This is a genomic window from Streptomyces sp. NPDC059718, assembly GCF_042733315.1.
GTDB lineage: Bacteria > Actinomycetota > Actinomycetes > Streptomycetales > Streptomycetaceae > Actinacidiphila.
Window position 1 is genome coordinate 1 of record NZ_JBHWGA010000042.1, and the last position, 20,569, is coordinate 20,569.

Consider the following 20,569-nt stretch of genomic DNA (forward strand, 5'->3'; position numbering starts at 1 on the left):
GGTCAGTGTCCGGGCAGCCCGCATTCGTCCGTTCTGCGACGTGTGGGGGTCGCGGGGCGGGGGGGGGGGGGCCCCACCCCCCCCCCCCGCCGCGCTGACGCTGGAGCGCGCACCACTATCGCGGATTTATGCACGACCTTCTCATGATCATCGACGAAACATCGGTAGGTGCCGCACGTGACCCATCCTCCCAAGGGAGCGGTGATGCGGTCGGGTCGACGCCCTGCGGCATTCGAACACCAGGTCCAGGCCGACGGCGGTTGCGCCGGCAGGGGCGATCACCGAGGCCGATCGCGAGGTCGTGATGAGCCGGCCGAATGAAATGAAAGAACGCGTTCCGCGACGCGGAGAACGGATGCGTCCGCGATCGGAGCGGAGGAAGATGACGGTGCCCCTTGGACGAATTGCCGGGCTGTCGCGGGCGCCGCCCCGCAGACCGGCTCCACGAGTACGCCGCGCCGTACTGGGTCTTCAGTCAGTCGAGAAGTCCTTCGGTCCTTGTGTGGCCCGGTGGCGAACCGAGCAGGACGTCGAGCATGCTCAGGGAAGCTTCAGGTGGTCGAAGTAGGGCGCTGGCGGGCGGTTCCGCGATGGGTGAAGGATGGCTGGCATCCGTCATCTTTCCTATACGATCCGAATGGTCGTCACCATGCAGCAGCGTTGCGACCGATGTCAACAGGTTCGCGAAGACGCTAGGAAGATCCTCACGTCACCATGGACGACGAAGCGACGATCGCGAGGGACCGTGGGGCCATGACGGGCGGAACGCCGCCGGGAAAATCTCGTGGCCGGCTTGCCGACGAGGTGTACGACACGCTGCTCGGACAGCTGGCTGATGTCGCTACGGATCGAGCCTGGCTCCCGCGTCACGATCGACGTCCTGGCGCGAGAGCTGGGGGTCTCGCAGACGCCGATCCGAGACGCTCTGAACCGCATGGAGGCCGAGGGCCTGGTCGTGCGTGCGCCCCATGCCGGCTATCGCATTCCCCCCCAAATCACCCGTCAGCGATTCGAGGACATGCTTGAGCTCCGCCTGCTCCTCGAGCCGGCAGCGGCGCGCAGATCCGCCGAACGCGCATCCTTGCAGCAGGTGGCCGGCCTGCGACGAATGCTGGAGGAGATGGCGGAGCTGGAGGGGGGCAGTGGGCGTTGTTCGACGAGGCCAAGGGCTCGGATGGAATGGCGTAAAAGCTTGACGGGCGGACCGGGCCGAGGAATGCTCACACAATCGGATCGGATCGGATCGGATCGGATCGACCTCATCCGCCTCAGATGCGAGGAGAAGCAGGTGCCCAGAGCGCTGCTCCTGACCGGCGACGCCGCCGAGGAGCTCGACACCATGTATCCCTACTATCGCGTGCAGGAGGGCGGCTGGGGCGTTGACGTCTCGTCACGGACGATGCGTGACGTTCAGCTGGTCATCCACGAGTTCGACCCCAACTCCGACGCCTACGTGGAGAAGAACGGCCGAAAGTTGCCGGTCGACGTGCCCTGGGCCGAGGTCGACGTCGAGCGCTATGACGCCCTCATCATCCCTGGGGGACGTGCCCCCGAGTGGATCCGGGTCGACGCCGACGTCAGGCGCATCACCGAGCACTTCTTCGCGCGCAACCTCCCGATCGCGCTGATCTGCCACGGCGCGCAGGTGCCGGCTGTGTACGGACTGCTCAAGGGCCGGAAGACGGCGTGCTTCCCGCCCATCACCGGTGACATGGAGAACGCGGGCGCGACGGTGATCGACGCTCCCGACGTCGTGGACGGCAACCTCGTCTCCTGCCGCGGATGGCCCGACATGCCGCAGTTCGGCACGGCGATGATGGAAGTCTTTTCGAAGTCCATCAACTCCGCATCGGCATGAGCACACCTGGCCTGTCCCAGTGACGGCACTTCGGACCGTCACAGTCGACGGCTCCCCCGTCCACGTCATGGAGAGCGGCACCGGGCCCGCGGTGCTGATGCTGCACGGCTCCGGACCCGGTACGACCGGATCCGGCGCCTGGGCAACGACGGCACAGGCGCTGGGCACGTCCTGGCGCCTGGTGGCTCCTGACCAGGCGGGGTTCGGCCGTACACCAATCCCGGCGGGCTCCAGGGGTGGGCTCCGGCTGTGGACGGAGCAGGCCGCGGGCCTGATGGATGCTCTCGGTGTCGAGCACTACGCCGTGGTGGGCCACTCCATGGGCGGTGCCGTGGCGCTGGCGTTGGCGGCCGCGCGTCCCCAGCAGGTCACCCGTGTCGTGGCGGTCTCGACGATGGGCGCCCCCGGGGCGCCGCTGTCCGCCGAGCTCGACGCGGTCTGGGCCGCCCCCGCCGGCCCGCTCGGGGCACGAGACATGTTGAGTCGCCTCGTCCTCGACCAAGCGCTCGTGACCGAGTCGGCCGTCGCTGCCCGTGCAGCTGCGATGCGAGCGGGGGCGGCCGCATTCGCGTCGTTGTTCCCTCCACCTAGGGCGCGTTGGGCCGACGAGCTCACCCTCTCGGCGCAAACGCTGGCAGGGGTCCGCGCGCCCGTGCTGCTCGTCCACGGCGCCGAGGACCGAGTCACCCCGCTCGGGACGGCAGCCCTGCCCTTGCTCGAACACCTGGCCGATGTCCGTCTGCACGTGCTCGGCCGATGCGGGCACGTGCCGGCGCTCGAGCACCCGCACGACTTCAGGCGACTTCTGTCGTGCTTCCTCGGCCGGGAACGAGGTCACTAGTCATGCAGGTCCTGCCGCAGGACGTCGCGCCCCACGGTGCCCGGATCCGCGGACAGCCGGATCACGCGGCCCGCGTCCTCCAGCACGTATGAGTGCGACGTACTCGTCGCCCTGGTACCAGTGGATCCCCTCCTGCTCGCAGGTCGCCCGACCGGTCCCCGCCGCGCCGGTGTCCTGAACGACTGATCCACGACCCGGATCCGGAGGTCGTCCACTGTGCCGCCGCCAACCCCGTGCTGTACCCCGAGCGGATGCACCGCGTCCTTGCCGACGCCGGTCTGTGAAGCCGGACCGCGCCCGAGCGGTGGCGTGCGGTCAGTGGCTCCGGGTGCGGGGACCGCGGTACTGCTCGTCGGCGACCTTCTCCAGCCACGTGGTCTCGGGACGGTCGTCCCCCGGGCCCTCCCACATCGCGAGGTGCTGCATGAACCTCTCCGGCGTCGCGCCGTGCCAGTGGTCCTCATCGGGCGGGCAGGCGACCATCTCACCGGGCTGGACCTCGAAGGGCGTGCCGTCGCGGGTGCCGACCAGGGCGACGCCCTCGACGACGTGCAGGGTCTGGCCGACGGCGTGACGGTGCCAGGCCGTGCGGGCGCCGGGGGAGAAGCGGACCATGTTCGCGCGCATCCGCGAGGGCTCCACGCCCGCGAGGATCACGTCGAACCACACGTTCCCGGTGAACCATTCCTCAGGACCCTTGACGGTGGGCCTGGACGTCACGAATTCCATGACCGCGGGCGACGGGGCATGCGCGGTGCCGCGCTTTCCAGGCCGGCACCCCGGCCCCCGACGCACAGCCCGACGACCGGCCCCGGCCGGAACGACCGAAGTCGCCTCAGGCAGGCTGGAGCAGTTCCCGGCAGGCGGCACGGGCGATCCAGGTCTGGGCGCGGTCGAAGGCCCAGCCCCGTTCACCGACGAGCGTGATCCAGGCGTGCGGGCCGAGGTGGAACCACAGCACGTCGACCGCCTCGGCGCGACCCACCTCGGAGCGGAGCGCGTCGAGCGCCACGAGGCGGTCCGCGACCCGGTTCAGGGCCTGGACGTAGTCGTCCGCCCCCTTGTCCAGCACCGCCTTGACGGCTGGTTCCCCGGGCGGATCCCGGTAGAAGAGCCCGTACACCAGCTCCCAGTGGCGTTCGTGCGTGAGCCGGGTGCCCGCGGCGGTCAGCTCGATGACGGCGCGCGGGTCGTCGCTGGTGCCGACGGCGGCGAGGGCGTCGGCGATGGCGGGGTCGGTGAGGGCCGGCTCCAGCAAGGCCGTCAGGATCTTCGGCTTGTTCCCCACGCTGCTGTACACCGTGGGCACGGCGACCTTCCCCGCTTCCGCGATCTCCCCGATGGTCACTCCGGCGTACCCACGGGCGAGGAAGAGCGCCTGGGCGCTGTTCAGGATCGCTTCGCGTGTGCTCGCGGCCGAATGGGCGCGCAGGGGGGAGTGGTACTTCCGGCTCGTCACCGACGCATCGTACCCCTCCACCGTAAGTGACTATATTGACAATAATAACCTCTAATGAATATGTTCCGCTCCATGAACCATTCCTCCCAAGAGCCCATGGCCGTCATCGAGACCCGGCTCGCCCACGAGGTACACCGTGTCGCCACGACACTGCTGGCGGAGGCGGCCGTTCGGCCTTCCGCGCCCTTGGGCACGCTGGCCCAGCTGCGTGACTTCCTCGTGGTGAACCTCCGCCACCACCACGAGACCGAGGACGAGGACCTGTGGCCGCGGATCGTGGCGACGGCACCGGCGGCCGCGGACGCGCTCAAGGAGCTGAGCGCTGAACACGAGGCCCTGGACGAGGGCCTCGACCGGCTCGCCGCCGTCGAGTTGAGCAACGGGGAGGGCGACGGGCAGGGCGACGGAGCCCGGGCCGCGCTCCGCGAGGCGGCCGTCGCCGTACGCGACACGGTGCACAGCCACCTGGCCCACGAAGAACCCGTCCTCTTCCCCGCACTGCGGGAGCACATCACCCCCGAGTACTGGGCCGACTTCTCGCAGCGGGTGATCGCCACCACGCCGCCCGTGGCCGGACACCTCATGATCGGCTTCCTCGACGAGGTGGGGTCCGCCGAGGAGGTCGCACTCATGCTCGCCGCCCTCCCGGAGGCTGTGCGGCCGCTCGTGCCCGTGCTGCGCCGGCAGGCGGCGGACGACCTCCGGAGCCTGCGCGGCGTCGAGGCCTGACCCGGGCACGAGGGGCGGGGCGCCCAGGCCTGCGGACGGACGCCGGGCGGCCCCGCCCCGAGGGCGGATTCGGCAAGCGGGAGCGGGGCCGCATTTCCAGGGTGCGCCCCGGAGCGGCCGGGGACACTTCGGGGCGCACGGACGCCGGCGAACCGCCCGGGAGCGAGCCGCCGGGCCCGGGCCGCGCGAAGCAATAGACGAAGGTATGGGTGCCACCGCCGGTCGCGACTTTCGTCACTCGTGGAACGCAGACTTTCTGCCGAAGTCCGGCGCCCGGCCCGCGCCATAACTTCGTTTCCATGAACCGAACCTCCCGTACGGATACCGTCCCCCTGGCCCAGCGCCCCGCACTGCTCGCCGCCGGCCTGCTCGGTGCGGCGCTCCTCCTGCTGGGCGGTGTGCCACTGGCCGGTCGGCTGCTCGCCCATCTGACGTTGTGGGGCGCCGCCCTGACCGTCCCCGGACTGCCTCACCTGGCCCTCCTCGTCGTGGGCGGCGCGCTGCTGACCCTGTTCTGGCGCCGCCGGTACGCCGCGGCCCCGGCCCCGGCCACCTCTCCGACCGGTGAATGACCAGGACGCACAGGAAGACCACACGGGCCACCACGTCATGACCGATTCCCCCAACGTCCCCGCCATCGAGACCATCGGGCTGGGCAGGCGCTACCGCCGAGGGTGGGCGCTGCGCGACACCTCCTTCCGCCTGCCCACAGGCCGCGTCTGCGCGCTCGTCGGCCCCAACGGCGCGGGCAAGACGACCCTGCTGTCCCTGGCCGCCGACCTGATCACGCCGACCACCGGCACGATCACACTGTCCGGGCACCGACCCGGCAGCGCGCGGGCCCGCCGGAGCACCGCGTTCCTCAGCCAGCAGAAGGCCCTCTACCCGCGGTTCCGCGTCAGCGAGGTCCTGCGCATGGGCCAGGAGCTGAACCCCACCTGGCACCAGGAGACCGCCGAGTCCGTCATCGACGCCGGCGGGGTCCCCCTGAACGCCCGGGTCGGCACCCTCTCCGGCGGACAGGCCACCCGCGTGGCCTTCGCCCTCGCCCTGGGCAAGCGCCCCCAACTGATGCTCCTGGACGAGCCGATGGCCGATCTGGACCCCCTGGTCCGGCACCAGATGACCGACATCCTCCAGGCCGAGGCCCGGCGGCACGGTTCGACCGTCGTGATGTCCTCGCACCTGGTCTCCGAGCTGGAGAGCGCCTGCGACTACCTCGTGCTCGTCAACAACGGCACCGTCCGGCTGGCCGGCGAGGTGGAACTCCTGCTCGCCGAGCACCGGCAGCTCACCAGGCGCCGACGGGAGGACCTGGACGGCCACCAGGTCATCGCGACCACCGGCAGCGACGGAGGGTTCACCTCGCTGGTGCGGACCCCCGACGCACCGCCCCCCGACGCCGACCACCGCGCCCCCACCCTGGAGGAGCTCGTCCTCGGGTACCTCAGGACGCCCGACGCGCCCGCGCTGCTCACCCCGAGCGCGCAGGTCACCACCGGCCGCGAGGTGGTGGCGGCATGAGCACCGGCACCCGCACCGGCACGCCCATCGGCACGCCTGTCGGCACGCGCACCGTCGTCCGCCGCAGACCGCGACTGCACGGGCTGACCTGGCTGATCTGGCGGCAGAACCGCACCGCCTTCTGGATCGGACTGGCGGCCGCGGCAGCCGTCGCCGTCTACGCCGTCGTACAGCACCAGCACATCGCCGCGGCCGTCGCGGCGCAGCACCTCGACGCCTGCCACGGCCACGAGTACTCCGACTCGTGCCTAGGCCGCCTCAACGCGTTCGGGCAGCGGTACCAGTTCCCGATGCGGCGGCCGCTCCAGGCGATGCTGCTGCTGCCGTTCCTGTTCGGGGTGTTCCTCGGCGGGCCGCAGCTCGCGCAGGAGCTGGAATCGGGCACGTACCGCACGGTGGCCACCCAGTCCGTGACCCGCATGCGCTGGTTCGCGGCGAAGCTGGGTGTGCCGCTCGCCATGACCGCGGTCGTCAGCGGCGTCATCGCCGCCGCCATGACCTGGTGGTGGCACCCCGTCGCCAAGGCCATGGGCCCCCTGTTCACCTGGCACATGTGGTACCCGTTCTACGGGGTCGGGCCGGTCGTCGTCGGCCTCGGCGTCCTGCTCTACCTCCTCGGGACGACCCTCGGCCTCGTCCTGCGCCGTACCGTCCTGGCCATGGGCGCGACCCTCGTCACCGGCGCCGGGCTGTTCGCCCTGCTGGAGGCGGTCCGGCCCGGCATCTGGCCGGTCAGGACCGCGTACGCGCAGCACACCTCGGAACCGCCGGCCGCCAGGACCGCGTGGCTGCTGGCGGACGGCCCGCTGTCCAAGGACGGGCGGCGCGTGCCCGAGGCCTGGGACTGCTACGCCGCCGGGAACGTGAAGCAGTGCCTCGCCTCCCGCGGCATCACCGGCCGCTGGGCGGAGTACCACCCCGCGTCGGACTTCTGGCCGCTGCAATGGACGGCCACGGGCTTGTGCCTGGCACTGGGCGCCGCGCTGGTCGCCTTGTCCGTGTGGTGGATCCGCCGGAACCCCGCCTGACGACCCGCGCTCCCGGGGCGACCCCCGCCAAAGGGGGATCGGCGCTCCCTGGATCGGTGATGCCTTCATCCGTGCGGCGTCCCCGCCGAATCTGGTGGTGAGCGGTTCGGGGCCCGGCCAGGGCCCCGACCGCGGACCGAGGATGCAGGAGAGCTGAACATGCGTGTGAACACGATCGCGGTGATCACCGGCGCCAACCGGGGACTGGGCCGGGCCACCGCCCTCGCGCTGGGCGCCGCGGGTACGGACGTCGTCGTCACCTACCGGAGCAACGAGAAGGAAGCCGAGGAGGTGGTGGAGGCACTGACCGCCATGGGGCGCCGGGCGGCCGCACTGCGGCTGGACACCACCGCGTTCGAGGACTTCCCGGCCTTCGCGCGGACGCTGGGCGACACCCTGCGCGCCACGTGGGGGCGCGAGTCGTTCGACTTCCTGGTCAACAACGCGGGCTCGGCGGCACTGTCCCCGCTGGGCGCCACTGGTGCGGATGACTTCGACCTGATGGTCGACGTCCACTTCAAGGGCGTGTTCTTCCTGACCCAGGAGCTGCTCCCGCTGCTCGCGGACGGCGGGCGGATCGTCAACACCTCCACCGGACTGACGCGGTTCGTGGGCGAGGGCTGGTCGGTGTACGCGGCGGTCAAGTCGGCCGTCGAGACCTACACCCGGTACCTGGCCAAGGAGCTGGGCCCGCGGCGCATCAGCGTCAACGCGGTCGCGCCGGGTCCCGTCGCGACCGACTTCGGCGGTGGGATGATCCGTGACGACGAGGGGCTGCGCACGGCGATGGCCGAGCGGGCGGCGCTCGGCCGCGTCGGGGAGCCGGAGGACATCGGGCCGGTGGTGGCCGCGCTGCTGGCACCGGGCACCGGCTGGATCACCGGCCAGCGCGTCGAGGCCTCCGGCGGCACGCTCCTGTAGCCGCCGGTACGCAGGTCCGTACGCCCACCCATTCGTCCACCCGTACGCCCGGCCGCCTGCCCGCGGCCGGGCGTACCCTTCGGACCGAGCGGCCGGGGCGCACCCGGCCGCGGCAGTCGCGACGAGGAAACACCATGGACCGAGCACAACTGGCCGACTTCCTGCACACCCGGCGGGAGGCGCTCCAGCCGGAGGACGTGGGCCTGCCACGCGGGCCCCGTCGCCGCACCCGCGGCCTGCGCAGGGAGGAAGCCGCCGTGCTGTGCGGCATGTCCACGGACTACTACGCCCGGCTGGAGCAGCAGCGCGGCCCGCAGCCGTCCGAGCCGATGCTCGCGGCCATCGCCCGCGGGCTGCGGCTGTCCCTGGACGAACGCGACCACCTGTTCCGGCTGGCCGGGCACAACACCCCCAGCCGGGCGCTGCGCGGCGACCACGTCAGCCCGGGCATGATGCGCATCCTGGACCGGCTCGCGGACACCCCGGCCCAGGTGATCACCGCGCTGGGGGAGACCTTGCTGCAGACGCGCCTGTCGGTCGCGCTGCTCGGGGACGAGACACGCTTCACCGGACCGGCCCGCAGCTTCGTCTACCGCTGGTTCACCGATTCCGCCGCCAGGCATGCCTACCACGAGGACGACCGGCCCGGGCTGAGCCGACGCTTCGTCGCCGACCTGCGCGCGGTCTACTCCCGGCTCGGCGCGGACTCGCGGGCCGGGGCCATCGTCGAGGCCTTGCTCGCGCAGAGCCCGGAGTTCCGCGACCTGTGGCAGGCACACGAGATCGGCGTGCGGTGCGGCGAGGTCAAGCGGCTGCTCCACCCGGAGCTGGGGCTGCTCGAGCTGAACTGCCAGGTGCTGTACGACGCCGACCAGGCCCAGTCCCTGCTCGTCTACACCGCCACCCCGGGCTCGGAGACCCACGAGAAGTTGCAGCTGCTCCCGGTGCTCGGCGAGCGCGCGCCCGGCACCTGAGCCGGCGCACGGCCGCGGCGGGGCCGGCTCACCGCTCGCCGTGGCCGTGGCGTCCCCGGCCGGGCAGCATCTCCTGCACCTTCGCCTTGAAGCCCTGCCGGACCATGGCGGCGCGGTCGGAGTCCCCCTTGAGGACGGACGCGGCCGCCGCCTCGATCTGGTCCAGCGTGGCGTGCGGCGGGATCGGCGGGACGGCGGGGTCGGTACGGAAGTCCAGGACGAAGGGCCGGTCCGCGGCCAGCGCCCGCTGCCAGGCGCCGTCGACCTCGCCCGGCTTCTCCACGCGGAGGCCGTCCAGACCGATGGAGCGCGCGAAGTCCGCGTAGGCGACGTCCGGCAGGGACTGGGAGGGCAGGAACTGCGGCGCTCCGGACATGGCGCGCATCTCCCAGGTCACCTGGTTGAGGTCGCCGTTGTTGAGGACGGCCACGACCATCCTCGGATCGGACCATTCGCGGTAGTACTTGGCGGCGGTGATGAGTTCGGCCATCCCGTTCATCTGCATCGCGCCGTCACCGACCAGGGCGATCGCCGGACGGTCCGGGTGGGCGAACTTCGCGCCGATCACGTACGGCACACCCGGCCCCATGGTGGCGAGCGTGCCGGACAGGGAACCGCGCATGCCGCCGCGCATCCGCAGGTGCCGGGCGTACCAGTTCGCCGCGGAACCGGAGTCGGCGGCCAGGATGACGTCCTCGGGCAGGAGCGCGTCCAGGGCGTGCACGACGTGCTCGGGGTTGACCGGGTCCGCCTCGACGCCGGCACGGCGCTCCATGACCTCCCACCAGCGGGCCGTGTCCTTCTCGATCTTCCTGCGCCAGCTACCGTGCTCCTTGCGTTCCAGCTTCGGCAGCAGCCGCGTCAGGGTCGTCCTGGCGTCGCCGACGAGGTTCACCTCGAACGGGTAGCGCAGGCCCACCATGAAGGGGTCGATGTCGATCTGCACCGCGCGGGCCTTGCCGAACTCCGGCAGGAACTGGCTGTACGGGAAGCTGGAGCCGATCACCAGCAGGGTGTCGCAGTCCTGCATCAGCTCGTAGCTGGGCCGGGTGCCCAGGAGACCGATCGCCCCCGTGACGTACGGCAGTTCGTCCGACAGCGCGTCCTTGCCGAGCAGCGCCTTGGCGACACCGGCGCCGAGCGTGTCGGCCAGCTGCTCGACCTCGCTCCGTGCGCCGCGCGCTCCTTGGCCGATGAGGACGGCCACCTTCTCGCCCGCGTTGAGCACCTCGGCCGCCCTGTCCAGGTCGGCCTCGTCGGGGACCGGGGCGAAGGAGGGCATGCCCAGGCTGGAGGGCACCATCTTGAACGCGTGCTGCGGCGGGGAGTAGTCGAGCTCCTGCACGTCGGCCGGGATGATCACGGCCGTGACCGTGCGCTTCGCGGCCGCCACGCGCATCGCCCGGTCGATGACGTTGGGCAGTTGCTCGGGGACGGTCACCATCTCCACGTACTCCGAGGCGACGTCCTTGAACAGGCTCAGCAGATCCACCTCCTGCTGGTACGAGCCGCCCATCGCGCTGCGGTTGGTCTGCCCGACGATCGCCACCACCGGTACGTGGTCGAGCTTCGCGTCGTACAGACCGTTGAGGAGGTGGATGGCGCCGGGGCCCGACGTGGCCGCGCAGACGCCGACCCGGCCGGAGAACTTGGCGTACCCCACCGCCTGGAAGGCGGCCATCTCCTCGTGACGGGCCTGGATGAACCGCGGCTTGTCGTCCGCCCGGCCCCATGCGGCGAGCAGTCCGTTGATGCCGTCACCGGGATAGGCGAAGACGTGGTCGACGCCCCATTCGCGAAGCCGCTGCAGAACGTGGTCGGACACCTTGATGGACACGGGAGACACCTTCCGGTCGGGCTCGACGTTGCTGGTGGCGGCGCACCGCGGCGGCCGCACCGGTCGCCCCGGCCGCGAGGGCGGCGGCCTACGTGTCGTCCGCCTCCCCGCTCGTCGGTGAACCGCCTCGGCGCCCCAGTCACGCGTTCCCGGACCGAACGGTCTCTAACGCCTCCCGAGCGCGGATCGGCCGGATGCGGCACGCCCCCGCGGTTCACCGGCGTGCCCACGGGTACCCGATGGTCCTGCCGCGAAGGACAACCGCGAGGAAGTGATCGATCATGCGGGCGACCGTGTGGCACGGCAAGCACGACGTACGGGTCGAGACCGTGCCCGACCCCCGGATCGAAGAGCCGACCGACGCGGTGGTGCGCATGACCTCCACCGGCCTGTGCGGATCGGACCTGCATCTGTACGAGGTCCTCGCCCCGTTCATGACGCCCGGCGACATCCTCGGGCACGAACCCATGGGCATCGTCGAGGAAGTCGGCTCCGAAGTGGACAACCTCGCGCCGGGCGACCGCGTCGTGGTGCCGTTCCAGATCGCCTGCGGCACCTGCTACATGTGCCGCGAGGGACTGCCGACGCAGTGCGAGACGACCCAGGTCACCGAGTACGGGAGCGGAGCGGAGCTCTTCGGCTACACCAAGCTCTACGGCAGCGTCCCCGGGGCCCAAGCGGAGTACCTGCGGGTCCCGCAGGCGCAGTTCGGCCCGATCAAAGTCCCGGACGGCCCGGCCGACGACCGGTACGTCTACCTGTCCGACGTCCTGCCCACGGCCTGGCAGGCGGTGAAGTACGCCGACGTCCCCCAGGGCGGCAGCGTGGCCGTCCTGGGCCTGGGGCCGATCGGCGACATGTGCTGCCGCGTCGCCCGCCACCTGGGCGCGGGCAAGGTCATCGGCGTCGACCACGTACCCGAACGGCTGACCAGGGCGCGCCATGACGGCGCCCACGTGTTCAGCCTCGACGAATACGAGGACCAGGACGATCTCGTGAAGGCCGTCCGGGACGCCACCGACGGCCGCGGCCCGGACGCCGTGATCGACGCGGTGGGTACCGAGGCCCACGGCAGCACCCTCGGCAAGCTGGTCCAGCAGTCCGCCGGCCTGCTCCCTCGCGCCTGGGCGGCCAAGCTCATGCAGACCGCGGGCGTCGACCGCCTCGGGGCCCTGCACCTGGCCATCGAGATGGTCCGCCGCGGCGGCACGATCTCGGTGAGCGGCGTCTACGGCGGCATGACCGACCCGATGCCGATGCTGACCCTGTTCGACAAGCAGATCCAGCTGCGCATGGGCCAGGCCAACGTCCGGCGCTGGAGCGACGAGATCCTCCCGCTCCTGACCGACGAGGACCCCCTCGGCGTGGACGGCTTCGCCACGCACCACGTCCCCCTGGAGCAAGCCCCCCAGGCCTACGACATGTTCCAGAAGAAGGCCGACGGCGCCATCAAGGTCCTCATGGTCCCGTGACGCCCGCGATCACCCAGGCGGCGCGTCGAGCGGCGTGGCGGCCAGGGCCCGGGCCACGCCGTGGAGGTTTGCGGCCATGGCGCGACCCGTCTTGTGGGACCAGTCGTGCCCGCGCTCGTCCTCAAGGTAGTTGGGGCCGGCGCCAGGGCCGAGATGCCAGTACGTCCAGGCCTGGCCCGGGATGGTGTACCCCAGGTCGGCCAGGGCCCCGGAGATCTCGCTGATGACGTGGTGTGCGCCGTCCCCGTTGCCGGTGACCACCACGCCAGCCACCCGGTTGTAGGCGACCGGACGGTCACGGTCGTCCGTCTCGGGCATCATGGCGTCCATGCGCTCCAGCACGCGCTGGGCGACCGACGAGGGCCTGCCCAGCCAGGTGGGGGAGGCGACGATAAGGATTTCTGAGGACAGCAACTTCTCGTGGATCTCGGGCCACGCGTCTCCGGCACCTTCGTCGCCGGTCACGCCGGGCTTGATGTCGAGGTCGACCGCGCGCCCGCAGTCGATGTCCACGCCGTAGGCGGCGAGCTGATCGCCACCATGACCTCCGCCTTGCTCCTGGTCCTGCGGGTGGCCACCCACGACCCGTTCGTGCCCTACCTGGTGGCGCTGATCCTCGCCTGGTGCGTGCTGTGCTGGTTCGTACTGCCTCTGTGGGCCCGAGCCCGGTTCACCGAGGACTGACGGGTTCCGGCCGGGTTCACCCGGTTGTCCCATCAAGGCGGATGCCGCAGTGCCGATACCGCGGTAGTGCGCTGAAGAATCCGACCGACAGGCTCCGTGCGTCCCGCGACCACGGGACGTGCTCTCCCTCGAAGCTCTGCCCGCCCCGGAAGGGGCATGGGCGCATGGCTTGGACCAGAGCGATGTGCTCCTGCACGTCGTACGGGAACTGTGCGCTCGCGGGCTGCTCACCGTGGGTCTCCCGAGCGCCGATTCCGAGGCGCGGATCGTGGCCGACAATCGCCGCTGAGGTCCCGCTTGGGGCGGACGTCCCGGGGTAGCCGAAAGGCGTCCGCGTGGCAGGGCACTCAGGGAGGGCGGGGCACATGACGACGTTCGTCCGGGCGGCCCGAACCGCTCCGCGAGGCGGGGCTGACCGCGAGCGCCCCCGCGAGGACGATCTTCCGGTGCTGGAAGACGCGACGAAGGTGGCGCCGGGCGACGCCCAGCAGTTGTCGAAGGCGTTCTTCGTCCGGCTGGGCGTGCTCGAGGAGGGGACCGCCGAGTACCAGTACGTCAGGAACACGCTCATCGAGCTCAATGTGTCGCTGGTGCGCTTCGTCGCCTCGAGGTTCAGCAGCCGCGGGGAGGAGATGGAGGACATCGTCCAAGTCGGGACGATCGGGCTGATCAAAGCCATCGACCGTTTCGACCTGACGCGCGGCGTCGAGTTCGCCACCTTCGCCATACCCTGCATCCTCGGCGAGATCAGGCGGTACTTCCGCGACACCAGCTGGGCCGTCCATGTGCCGCGCCGTCTGCAGGAGTTGCGGATCGGGCTGGCCAAGGCCGTCGACACCCTGCCGCAGACGCTCGGCCGGGACCCCACGGCCGCCGAACTCGGGGCGCTCATGGGGGTGGACGAGCGGGACGTCCGGCAGGGCGTCGTCGCGTCCAACGGCTACACGGCGGGATCCCTGGACATCGCCTTCAACCCCGATGACGAGGAGGACGGGATCTACGCGGACTGCTTCGGTGCCGTGGACCCCGCGTTGGACGGGGTGGTGGACCTCGTCGCCCTCCGGCCGCTCATCACCGGGCTCAGTGACCGGGACCGGCGCCTGTTGCGGATGCGGTTCGGGCAGGAGCTGACGCAGGCCCAGATAGGCGCCGCTCTCGGGGTCAGCCAGATGCACGTGTCCCGCCTGCTGGCCCGGGTCCTGGCGCGCTTGCGGAGCCGGCTCGACGACGCGGAGTAATCGGGCACCACCCGCGGGGGTCCTCCGCCGGGAGCCGGGCCACGGCCGTTCCGGAAACCTACTCCGCAGGAGCCGGGGCAGGCCGGGTGCGCCGACGATGGCTGGTGTCGCACCACGGGTACTTGCGGCTTCGGCGGCAGACGCAGACGGCCACGACGAAGCGGTCGGAGCGCACGACGCGGCCGTCGTCCAGGACGACCTCGACGGGTCCCTCGATGAGGATCGGTCCGTCCCGGGTGATCGTCACGCGTGTCGGCGCCGGTTCAGCGTTCGCGTTCGGCACGGATCACCACCAGCTCCTCCTTCTCTTCCCCCGGAGCTATCAGTCCGCGCGCCTCCAGCCACGCCGACCGGTCACGCAGCACAGGCCCGAAGGGGATGTACCGGCGCTCGGTGACCGCAGCCCGCAGTCCGGCACGACGTAGCCGGCCCACGGTGCGCTCGACACCGCAGAGACCGGAGTGGACCAGGAGCAGGACTCCTCCCGGGGTGAGCAACGGCGGCGCGTCCGAGCAGACGCGGTCGAGCAGAGCGCGGCCGTCGGACCCCGCATCCCACGCCCGGGCACGCCCCCGGGCCGGAGGATCGGCTCGAGGGGACGGGACGTACGGGGGATTGGCCGTGATCAGGTCGAAGCGGCGGCCCGTCACGGGGGCGGTGAGGTCGCCGCGCAGCACCTCGACGCGCAGGCCGTTGAGGCGCGCGTTGACCCGCGTCGCGCACACCGCACTCAGGGAAGCGTCCACGGCGGTCACCTGCGCGGCGCCGCGCTCGGCGGCGGTCAGGGCGAGCGCGCCGGTCCCCGTTCCGAGGTCGAGGACCTCGGCATCGTCGGCGAGACGCTCCCGTTTCAGCGCGTCTTCGAGGAGGAGCGTGTCGTCCTGGGGGTGGTACACCCCTGGTGGACACAAAAGCCACATAGGGCGCGGCTACCCCGTGGCGCACGAATTAGCATGGACCTCGGAACGAGCTACCGGGGCGCTGTCATCCGTCCCGGTCGGCGCGTGCGTGAGCCGACCGCATGGGATCCTGGTGCGCGGGCAAGCGAAAACACCTGGGGTGCACCCGAGGACAGGGGAGCATGGACGCTGTCGCACCGGAAACGGGACCGCCCTTCCTGGAGGGATCGCGGGCACTGCGCTTCGCCGCGGCCGACGGCCTCCTGGGAGGCGTGATGGCGCCCGCCTATGTGGTGGACGGCGGGGGGCTGATCATCGCGGCCAACGACGCCGCAGCGACCCTCCTGCAACGGTCCATCGCGGATCTCCTCGATCATGACGCCCATGACCTGCTCCACCGCGACAGCCACGGTCACACCCTGCCGCGCTCCCGTTGCGAGATGCGTGACGCCTTGCTCACGGAACGCACCCGGCACCGCGACGTCGGGTGGTTCGCCCGCGGGGACGGCAGCCTGCTCGGGTTGTCCTGGTTCCTGACGCCGTACGCCCTGGGGCCCGGAAGGCGGGGGGCCCTGGTCATGCTCTACCAGCGGCAGGAGGCAGCACATTCCCAGGGGCGGGCGGCGGGGCTCTCGACGCCGCTGACGGAGCTCGACCGTCTCGCCCTCCTCGCGGAGACCACCACCCAGCTCACCTCGACACTCGACGTGAACGAGGCGCTGCACCGCCTGGCCGCCCTGACCGTGCCGCTGCTGGCGGACTGGGCGGTCGTCGACCTCCTCACCGAGAACGACGAGGTGCGGCGCGCCCTGGTGGTCCAGAACAAGGACGGTCTCCTGATCGAGCGCGCCGACCTGCAGGGGCCCATGCCGCCGGTGCCGCAGGAATCCCCGATGCCGCTGTCCCGCGCATTGCGCGGCGCCGCGTCGACCATCGCCACCGCCTCGACCTACCACGGCCCGCCGGACTCCGGAATCGCGGTCGAGCAGCACCGGCTCTTCGAGCGGACGGGCATGCACTCCGCGGCCATCGCCCCGATCCGTGGGCTGCGGGACGTGCTCGGAGCGCTCACGCTGGGCCGCTCGGAACGCCCGGACGGCTTCACCGTCGGTGACCTGCCGCTGCTGGAGGACGTGACCCGCCGGGCCGGCCTGGCGCTGGACAACGCCCGCCTCTACCAGCGGCAGCGCAAGGTCTCCGAGACCATGCAGCGCCACCTGCTGCCCCAGATGCCCACGATCCCCGGCCTGGAGATGACCGCCAGGTACGTCCCGGCCCCGCAGGCCTCGCAGGTCGGCGGTGACTGGTACGACGCGTTCCCGCTCATCGACGGTGCCACCGCACTGGCCATAGGCGACGTCGTCGGGCACGACCTCGACGCCGCCGGCGGCATGGCACAGGTCCGGAACATGCTGCGCGCCTTCGCCTGGTCGGATCCCGAGTCACCCAGCGCCGTCGTCACGCGCCTCGACCAGGCCGTCATGCACACCGCCGAAGTACCCATGGCGACCATGATCTTCGCGCGGCTCACCAGCACCGATGACAGGCTGTGGCGACTGGAGTGGACCAACGCGGGCCATCCGCCGCCGCTTCTGGTGACCCGCGACGGGCAGACCAGCTTCCTCACCGAGGGACACGGCATCCTGCTCGGCACGGGCACCGACCGGCCGCGCCAGGACGCCCTCGTCACCCTGCCCCCGCAGTCCACCCTCGTGCTGTACACCGACGGACTGGTCGAGTCGACCCGGCACTCCATCGACGTCGGCCTCGACCGGCTCCGCCAGCACGCCGCATCCCTGGCCCGGCGTCCCCTGGACTCGTTCAGCGACTCGCTGCTGAGCCAGGTCCGCCCCCAGGACAACGACGACGACGTCGCCTTCCTCGCACTGCGCACACCCGCCGCCCCGTAGGACCGGGCCGGCCGCCGTCGGAAGTGGTCCTGTGAGTGAAGCGGCCAGGGCGGGAAGAAGAGCGAAGAAGAGCGAGGAGCAAGGGAGGTCGCCGTGTCGCACGACCAGCTCGGGCTCGACGACGTACTCATGGCGGCGGAGGCGGCCTCGCCGGTGAAGTCCCTGGACGTGGTGGCGCGCAACCTGCGGGAGCGGTTCGGGGCCCGCTCGGTGTCGCTGCTGGTCCCCGACATCATCGGCCAGAAGATGGTGCGGGTCAGCGAGGACGCGGACTCACAGCAGGACAGGAGCGCCGATCAGGTTCCGCTGCACGGCAGCGTCTACCACGACGTACTGCGCAGCCAGCAGGTCACGCGGGTGCCCGGCGACGGATCGGGCGAGCGGGTGATCGCGCCCGTCACCAACCGGGGCGACACGATCGGGGTGCTGGAGCTGACCCTGCCCGAAGCCACCGACGACGTCCTTGGGCAGGTCGGCTACGCCGCGCACGCGCTGGCGTACATCGTGGTCACCGATCGCCGGTTCACCGACCTCTACCACTGGGGCAAGCGCACGACGCCGATGACCTTGGCGGCCGAGATCCAGCGTCAACTGCTGCCCACGGCCTCCTGCTGCACGGCGAACGAGTTCACCGTCGCCGGGGCGCTGGTGCCCGCGGACTCCATCGGCGGTGACACCTACGACTTCACCCTGGACTACGACACGCTCCACCTGTCGATCACCGACGCGATGGGCCACGACATCAGGTCGGCCATGCTGGCCACCGTCCTGGTGAACGCCTCCCGCCGCGCCCGCCGTGCCGGCTGCGATCTGGCGGAGCAGGCGCGCCAGATGCACGAGGCGATCCTGGAGCACGGCAGTCAGGGGCTGGCCACCGGGCAATTGGTCCGTGTTGCGCTGGACGGAACCAGTTGTCAATTGGTCAACGCGGGGCACCCCTGGCCCCTGCGCCTGCGCGACGGAACGGTCGAGGAGTTGCCCCTCGGCGTCAACCTCCCCTTCGGAGTCCCGTCCTCGGCTCCCTACCGCGTTCAGGACCTCGACGTGCGCGCCGGTGACCGGCTCGTGCTCTACACCGACGGCATGCAGGAGCGCCGGGCCCGCGGCGTGGACCTGGCCGCCATGCTCCACGACTCCGCCGACGAGCACCCCCGCGAAGTGGTCCAGACGATGACGTCCGCCGTGTCCGTCGCCTGCCACGGCCACCTGGAGGACGACGCCTCGATCGTCTGCCTGGACTGGCGCGCGTAGAAGGCCACGGCTGTCGCATGGCGATGCCGGGTTTGTCGTGGAGCGAGGAGGAAAGCCGCTCCACATGAGGCTTATGAGGCTTATGAGCGAAAAGCAAGGTTCTCCGAACGCCGCCCTTCCTGCAGCGATGGACACCCTTGAGCAGCAGGAGTGGCTCGACGGACTCGCCGCGGGCGTCCGCCGGGCCGTGCGTGCCCTGCCGCTGGGCCGGGGACGTGACGCGCTGCGCGGCCTGTGGCTCGGTCACCCCGTGCATCCGGTACTCGTCCAGGTGCCGATCGGCGCCTGGACCTCCGCCGGGATACTCGACCTGCTCCCCGGCGAGAGTCGCGCCGCCCGCCGTCTGGTGGCGCTCGGTCTGGTCTCCGCGGTGCCGGCGGCCCTCGCCGGATGGGTGGACTGGGCGGAGCAGCGTCCCCGGCAGGCCCGCGTGGGCCTGGTCCACGCGACCGCCAACTTCGTCGCCGTCACCGCGTACGCCTGCTCACTGGCCGCCCGGATCAAGGGCCGCCCGATCCTCGGCCGGGCCCTCGGCTTCGGCGGCATGACCATGGCCACGGTGGGCGGGGTGCTCGGCGGCCACCTCGCCTACCGGCAGGGCGCCGGGGTGAACCACGCGGAGGCGGTGCCGGTGCTGGTGGAGCCGGGCTGGCATCGCGTCGGCGTGCCGCAGGACTTCCCGTTCGGCGAGCCGGTGCGGCGGATGGCCGACGAGGCGGCCGTGGTCGTGGTCCGCGCGGACGACGGGCGGTTCCACGCCCTGGCCGACCGCTGCAACCACATGGACGGCCCCCTGCACGAGGGCAAGGTCATCGAGGGCTGCCTCGAATGCCCCTGGCACGGCAGCCAGTTCCGCCTCTCGGACGGCGCGAACGTCCAGGGGCCGGCGACCGCGCCGCAGCCCCGTTTCGAGTGCCGGATATCCGCCGACGGGCAGGTCGAGGTCCGGCTCGCGCGGTCCTGAGCCACCCTGAGTCACGAGGAGGAACTGCCATGAGTCAGCAGGCTCTCGAGATCTACATGAACGACCATCTGGCGGGATCCACCACCGGGCAGCTGATCTCGCGTCACCTCGCCGACCACCAACGCGCCACCCCGCACGGCGACGAACTGCGGCGCGTGGCCGACGAGATCGCCGAGGACCGGCAGAGCCTCCTCGACCTGATGGCCGCGCTCGACGTACCGGCCCGGCGTCACAAGGTCTACGCGGGATGGCTCGCCGAGAAGGCGCGCCTGCTCAAGCTCAACGGCCGGGTCACCCGCCGCTCCGGCCTGAGCACGGTCATCGAACTCGAGGTGCTGCGCCTGGGCATCGAGGGGAAGAGCCTGCTGTGGCAGTCGCTCCTGTCGCTCACGCCGAAGAAGGACCTGGACGAGGACCGTCTGCGCCTCCTCCTGGACCGCGCGCGGGAGCAGATCGACACGGTGGAGACCGTACGCCGCGAAGCCGTCGGCGCCGGTCTCGGCTGATCCTGGCCGCCGCCCGTGACATCTTTCGCCGTCAGGCTGCCCGAGTGAAACGTGTGATGATCCGCCGATTCAGGGTAGCCGTCACCTAGGACCAAGACCAGCAAATGGGGTGAATCGCATGCCCGCAGGGTCGAGCCGTAAGCGTGAGCGGCAGTACGAGCACATCAAGGAGAGCGCCGAGGACCGGGGCGAGAGCGAGAAGCGGGCCAAGGAGATCGCCGCCCGTACGGTCAACAAGGAACGTGCCCGGGCGGGCGAGTCCAAGACCGCCAGCCGTTCCTCCCTCGAGGACATGTCCTCGGGCAGGCGCGGCGGACAGCGTTCCGGCAAGGGCTCCCAGGGGCCCACACGCGACCAGCTCTACGCCGAGGCCAAGCGCCGCAACGTCGACGGTCGTTCGCACATGAACAAGGCGGAACTCCAACGAGCCCTCGGCGACCGCTGAGCGCACGCGGGTCAACCAGCGGAGGACAT

20 protein-coding genes and 2 pseudogenes are annotated in these 20,569 nt (G+C 71.2%); 16 read left to right on the forward strand and 6 right to left on the reverse strand.

What is annotated here, in order from left to right; genetic code table 11:
- Positions 1-835 precede the first annotated feature (835 nt).
- Both ACFV3E_RS34805 and ACFV3E_RS34810 read left to right on the forward strand, forming a co-directional pair.
- A complete protein-coding gene (locus tag ACFV3E_RS34805) occupies positions 836-1,858 on the forward strand; it encodes a DJ-1/PfpI family protein (protein WP_500538670.1) in 1,023 nt (340 codons plus the stop codon).
- A 19-nt stretch (positions 1,859-1,877) separates the two neighbouring features.
- Positions 1,878-2,699 carry an alpha/beta fold hydrolase gene (locus tag ACFV3E_RS34810; RefSeq protein ID WP_500538671.1) on the forward strand — a complete coding sequence of 274 codons (822 nt, stop codon included), beginning with the start codon at positions 1,878-1,880 and terminating at the stop codon, positions 2,697-2,699.
- Positions 2,700-3,014: 315 nt separating this feature from the next.
- On the opposite strand, the gene ACFV3E_RS34815 is transcribed toward ACFV3E_RS34810, so the two are convergent.
- Together ACFV3E_RS34815 and ACFV3E_RS34820 are read right to left on the reverse strand one after the other, a co-directional pair.
- The gene (locus ACFV3E_RS34815) at positions 3,015-3,428 is read right to left on the reverse strand and encodes a (R)-mandelonitrile lyase (protein ID WP_500538673.1); all 414 of its coding nucleotides are present in this window, start codon (positions 3,426-3,428) and stop codon (positions 3,015-3,017) included.
- 106 nt (positions 3,429-3,534) lie between these two features.
- A complete protein-coding gene (locus ACFV3E_RS34820) occupies positions 3,535-4,158 on the reverse strand; it encodes a TetR/AcrR family transcriptional regulator (RefSeq protein ID WP_500538675.1) in 624 nt (207 codons plus the stop codon).
- A gap of 72 nt (positions 4,159-4,230) precedes the next feature.
- Between ACFV3E_RS34820 and ACFV3E_RS34825 the strand changes: the two genes are divergently transcribed.
- The 6 genes from ACFV3E_RS34825 to ACFV3E_RS34850 all read left to right on the forward strand — a co-directional run bounded on the left by ACFV3E_RS34825 (position 4,231) and on the right by ACFV3E_RS34850 (position 9,334).
- Positions 4,231-4,887 (forward strand): hemerythrin domain-containing protein, encoded by a 657-nt coding sequence (locus ACFV3E_RS34825; protein WP_500538677.1) that lies wholly within the window; start codon positions 4,231-4,233, stop codon positions 4,885-4,887.
- 299 nt (positions 4,888-5,186) lie between these two features.
- Positions 5,187-5,459 (forward strand): hypothetical protein, encoded by a 273-nt coding sequence (locus ACFV3E_RS34830; protein ID WP_500538679.1) that lies wholly within the window; start codon positions 5,187-5,189, stop codon positions 5,457-5,459.
- Positions 5,460-5,496: 37 nt separating this feature from the next.
- Positions 5,497-6,411 (forward strand): ABC transporter ATP-binding protein, encoded by a 915-nt coding sequence (locus tag ACFV3E_RS34835; RefSeq protein ID WP_500538681.1) that lies wholly within the window; start codon positions 5,497-5,499, stop codon positions 6,409-6,411.
- Positions 6,408-7,439, forward strand: coding sequence for an ABC-2 membrane transporter-related protein (locus ACFV3E_RS34840; RefSeq protein ID WP_500538683.1), 1,032 nt, complete (start codon positions 6,408-6,410; stop codon positions 7,437-7,439). Before ACFV3E_RS34835 ends, ACFV3E_RS34840 begins: the two co-directional genes overlap by 4 nt.
- Positions 7,440-7,604: 165 nt before the next feature.
- On the forward strand, positions 7,605-8,360 hold the full coding sequence (locus ACFV3E_RS34845) for an SDR family NAD(P)-dependent oxidoreductase (RefSeq protein WP_500538822.1): 756 nt from the start codon (positions 7,605-7,607) through the stop codon (positions 8,358-8,360).
- Between the two features lie 134 nt (positions 8,361-8,494).
- The gene (locus ACFV3E_RS34850; RefSeq protein ID WP_500538685.1) at positions 8,495-9,334 is read left to right on the forward strand and encodes a helix-turn-helix transcriptional regulator; all 840 of its coding nucleotides are present in this window, start codon (positions 8,495-8,497) and stop codon (positions 9,332-9,334) included.
- Between the two features lie 28 nt (positions 9,335-9,362).
- Here ACFV3E_RS34850 and ACFV3E_RS34855 read toward each other — a convergent pair whose 3' ends face one another.
- Positions 9,363-11,171 carry a thiamine pyrophosphate-requiring protein gene (locus tag ACFV3E_RS34855; RefSeq protein WP_500538687.1) on the reverse strand — a complete coding sequence of 603 codons (1,809 nt, stop codon included), beginning with the start codon at positions 11,169-11,171 and terminating at the stop codon, positions 9,363-9,365.
- Between the two features lie 281 nt (positions 11,172-11,452).
- On the opposite strand from ACFV3E_RS34855, the gene ACFV3E_RS34860 reads away from it, so the two are divergent.
- The gene (locus tag ACFV3E_RS34860) at positions 11,453-12,643 is read left to right on the forward strand and encodes a zinc-dependent alcohol dehydrogenase (protein ID WP_500538689.1); all 1,191 of its coding nucleotides are present in this window, start codon (positions 11,453-11,455) and stop codon (positions 12,641-12,643) included.
- A 9-nt stretch (positions 12,644-12,652) separates the two neighbouring features.
- Here the strand turns inward: ACFV3E_RS34860 and ACFV3E_RS34865 are convergent.
- Positions 12,653-13,159, reverse strand: a pseudogene (locus tag ACFV3E_RS34865) (flavodoxin family protein); the annotation flags it as partial.
- A 12-nt stretch (positions 13,160-13,171) separates the two neighbouring features.
- Between ACFV3E_RS34865 and ACFV3E_RS34870 the strand changes: the two are divergent.
- Together ACFV3E_RS34870 and ACFV3E_RS34875 are read left to right on the forward strand one after the other, a co-directional pair.
- Positions 13,172-13,327 (forward strand): annotated as a pseudogene (locus tag ACFV3E_RS34870) (DUF6328 family protein); the annotation flags it as partial.
- Between the two features lie 365 nt (positions 13,328-13,692).
- Positions 13,693-14,565, forward strand: a complete 873-nt coding sequence (locus ACFV3E_RS34875; RefSeq protein WP_500538691.1) for a SigB/SigF/SigG family RNA polymerase sigma factor — start codon at positions 13,693-13,695, stop codon at positions 14,563-14,565.
- 58 nt (positions 14,566-14,623) lie between these two features.
- Here ACFV3E_RS34875 and ACFV3E_RS34880 read toward each other — a convergent pair whose 3' ends face one another.
- Positions 14,624-14,848 (reverse strand): CDGSH iron-sulfur domain-containing protein, encoded by a 225-nt coding sequence (locus ACFV3E_RS34880; RefSeq protein ID WP_500538693.1) that lies wholly within the window; start codon positions 14,846-14,848, stop codon positions 14,624-14,626.
- Entirely contained in the window at positions 14,829-15,485 is a 657-nt protein-coding gene (locus ACFV3E_RS34885) for a HemK2/MTQ2 family protein methyltransferase (RefSeq protein ID WP_500538695.1), read from the reverse strand. The genes ACFV3E_RS34880 and ACFV3E_RS34885 overlap by 20 nt, the downstream gene beginning before the upstream one ends.
- Positions 15,486-15,646: 161 nt before the next feature.
- On the opposite strand from ACFV3E_RS34885, the gene ACFV3E_RS34890 reads away from it, so the two are divergent.
- From ACFV3E_RS34890 to ACFV3E_RS34910, 5 genes are all read left to right on the forward strand, one after another.
- Positions 15,647-17,374 carry a PP2C family protein-serine/threonine phosphatase gene (locus ACFV3E_RS34890; protein WP_500538696.1) on the forward strand — a complete coding sequence of 576 codons (1,728 nt, stop codon included), beginning with the start codon at positions 15,647-15,649 and terminating at the stop codon, positions 17,372-17,374.
- A 93-nt stretch (positions 17,375-17,467) separates the two neighbouring features.
- Positions 17,468-18,625 carry a PP2C family protein-serine/threonine phosphatase gene (locus tag ACFV3E_RS34895; protein ID WP_500538698.1) on the forward strand — a complete coding sequence of 386 codons (1,158 nt, stop codon included), beginning with the start codon at positions 17,468-17,470 and terminating at the stop codon, positions 18,623-18,625.
- A 127-nt stretch (positions 18,626-18,752) separates the two neighbouring features.
- Positions 18,753-19,589 (forward strand): Rieske (2Fe-2S) protein, encoded by an 837-nt coding sequence (locus ACFV3E_RS34900; protein ID WP_500538699.1) that lies wholly within the window; start codon positions 18,753-18,755, stop codon positions 19,587-19,589.
- Between the two features lie 29 nt (positions 19,590-19,618).
- Positions 19,619-20,095 (forward strand): hypothetical protein, encoded by a 477-nt coding sequence (locus ACFV3E_RS34905; RefSeq protein WP_500538701.1) that lies wholly within the window; start codon positions 19,619-19,621, stop codon positions 20,093-20,095.
- Positions 20,096-20,213: 118 nt separating this feature from the next.
- Positions 20,214-20,540 (forward strand): plasmid stabilization protein, encoded by a 327-nt coding sequence (locus ACFV3E_RS34910; protein WP_500538703.1) that lies wholly within the window; start codon positions 20,214-20,216, stop codon positions 20,538-20,540.
- Positions 20,541-20,569 lie beyond the last annotated feature (29 nt).

Excerpts from the sequence above, each read along its gene's own strand:
- ACFV3E_RS34830 (WP_500538679.1), top strand. The coding sequence starts at position 5,187 with ATGAACCGAACCTCCCGTACGGATACCGTCCCCCTGGCCCAGCGCCCC.
- ACFV3E_RS34900 (WP_500538699.1), top strand. The coding sequence starts at position 18,753 with ATGGACACCCTTGAGCAGCAGGAGTGGCTCGACGGACTCGCCGCGGGC.
- ACFV3E_RS34805 (WP_500538670.1), top strand. The coding sequence starts at position 836 with ATGTCGCTACGGATCGAGCCTGGCTCCCGCGTCACGATCGACGTCCTG.
- ACFV3E_RS34840 (WP_500538683.1), top strand. The coding sequence starts at position 6,408 with ATGAGCACCGGCACCCGCACCGGCACGCCCATCGGCACGCCTGTCGGC.
- ACFV3E_RS34885 (WP_500538695.1), bottom strand. The coding sequence starts at position 15,485 with ATGTGGCTTTTGTGTCCACCAGGGGTGTACCACCCCCAGGACGACACG.
- ACFV3E_RS34825 (WP_500538677.1), top strand. The coding sequence starts at position 4,231 with ATGAACCATTCCTCCCAAGAGCCCATGGCCGTCATCGAGACCCGGCTC.
- ACFV3E_RS34860 (WP_500538689.1), top strand. The coding sequence starts at position 11,453 with ATGCGGGCGACCGTGTGGCACGGCAAGCACGACGTACGGGTCGAGACC.
- ACFV3E_RS34910 (WP_500538703.1), top strand. The coding sequence starts at position 20,214 with ATGCCCGCAGGGTCGAGCCGTAAGCGTGAGCGGCAGTACGAGCACATC.
- ACFV3E_RS34850 (WP_500538685.1), top strand. The coding sequence starts at position 8,495 with ATGGACCGAGCACAACTGGCCGACTTCCTGCACACCCGGCGGGAGGCG.
- ACFV3E_RS34815 (WP_500538673.1), bottom strand. The coding sequence starts at position 3,428 with ATGGAATTCGTGACGTCCAGGCCCACCGTCAAGGGTCCTGAGGAATGG.
- ACFV3E_RS34875 (WP_500538691.1), top strand. The coding sequence starts at position 13,693 with ATGACGACGTTCGTCCGGGCGGCCCGAACCGCTCCGCGAGGCGGGGCT.
- ACFV3E_RS34890 (WP_500538696.1), top strand. The coding sequence starts at position 15,647 with ATGGACGCTGTCGCACCGGAAACGGGACCGCCCTTCCTGGAGGGATCG.
- ACFV3E_RS34905 (WP_500538701.1), top strand. The coding sequence starts at position 19,619 with ATGAGTCAGCAGGCTCTCGAGATCTACATGAACGACCATCTGGCGGGA.
- ACFV3E_RS34835 (WP_500538681.1), top strand. The coding sequence starts at position 5,497 with ATGACCGATTCCCCCAACGTCCCCGCCATCGAGACCATCGGGCTGGGC.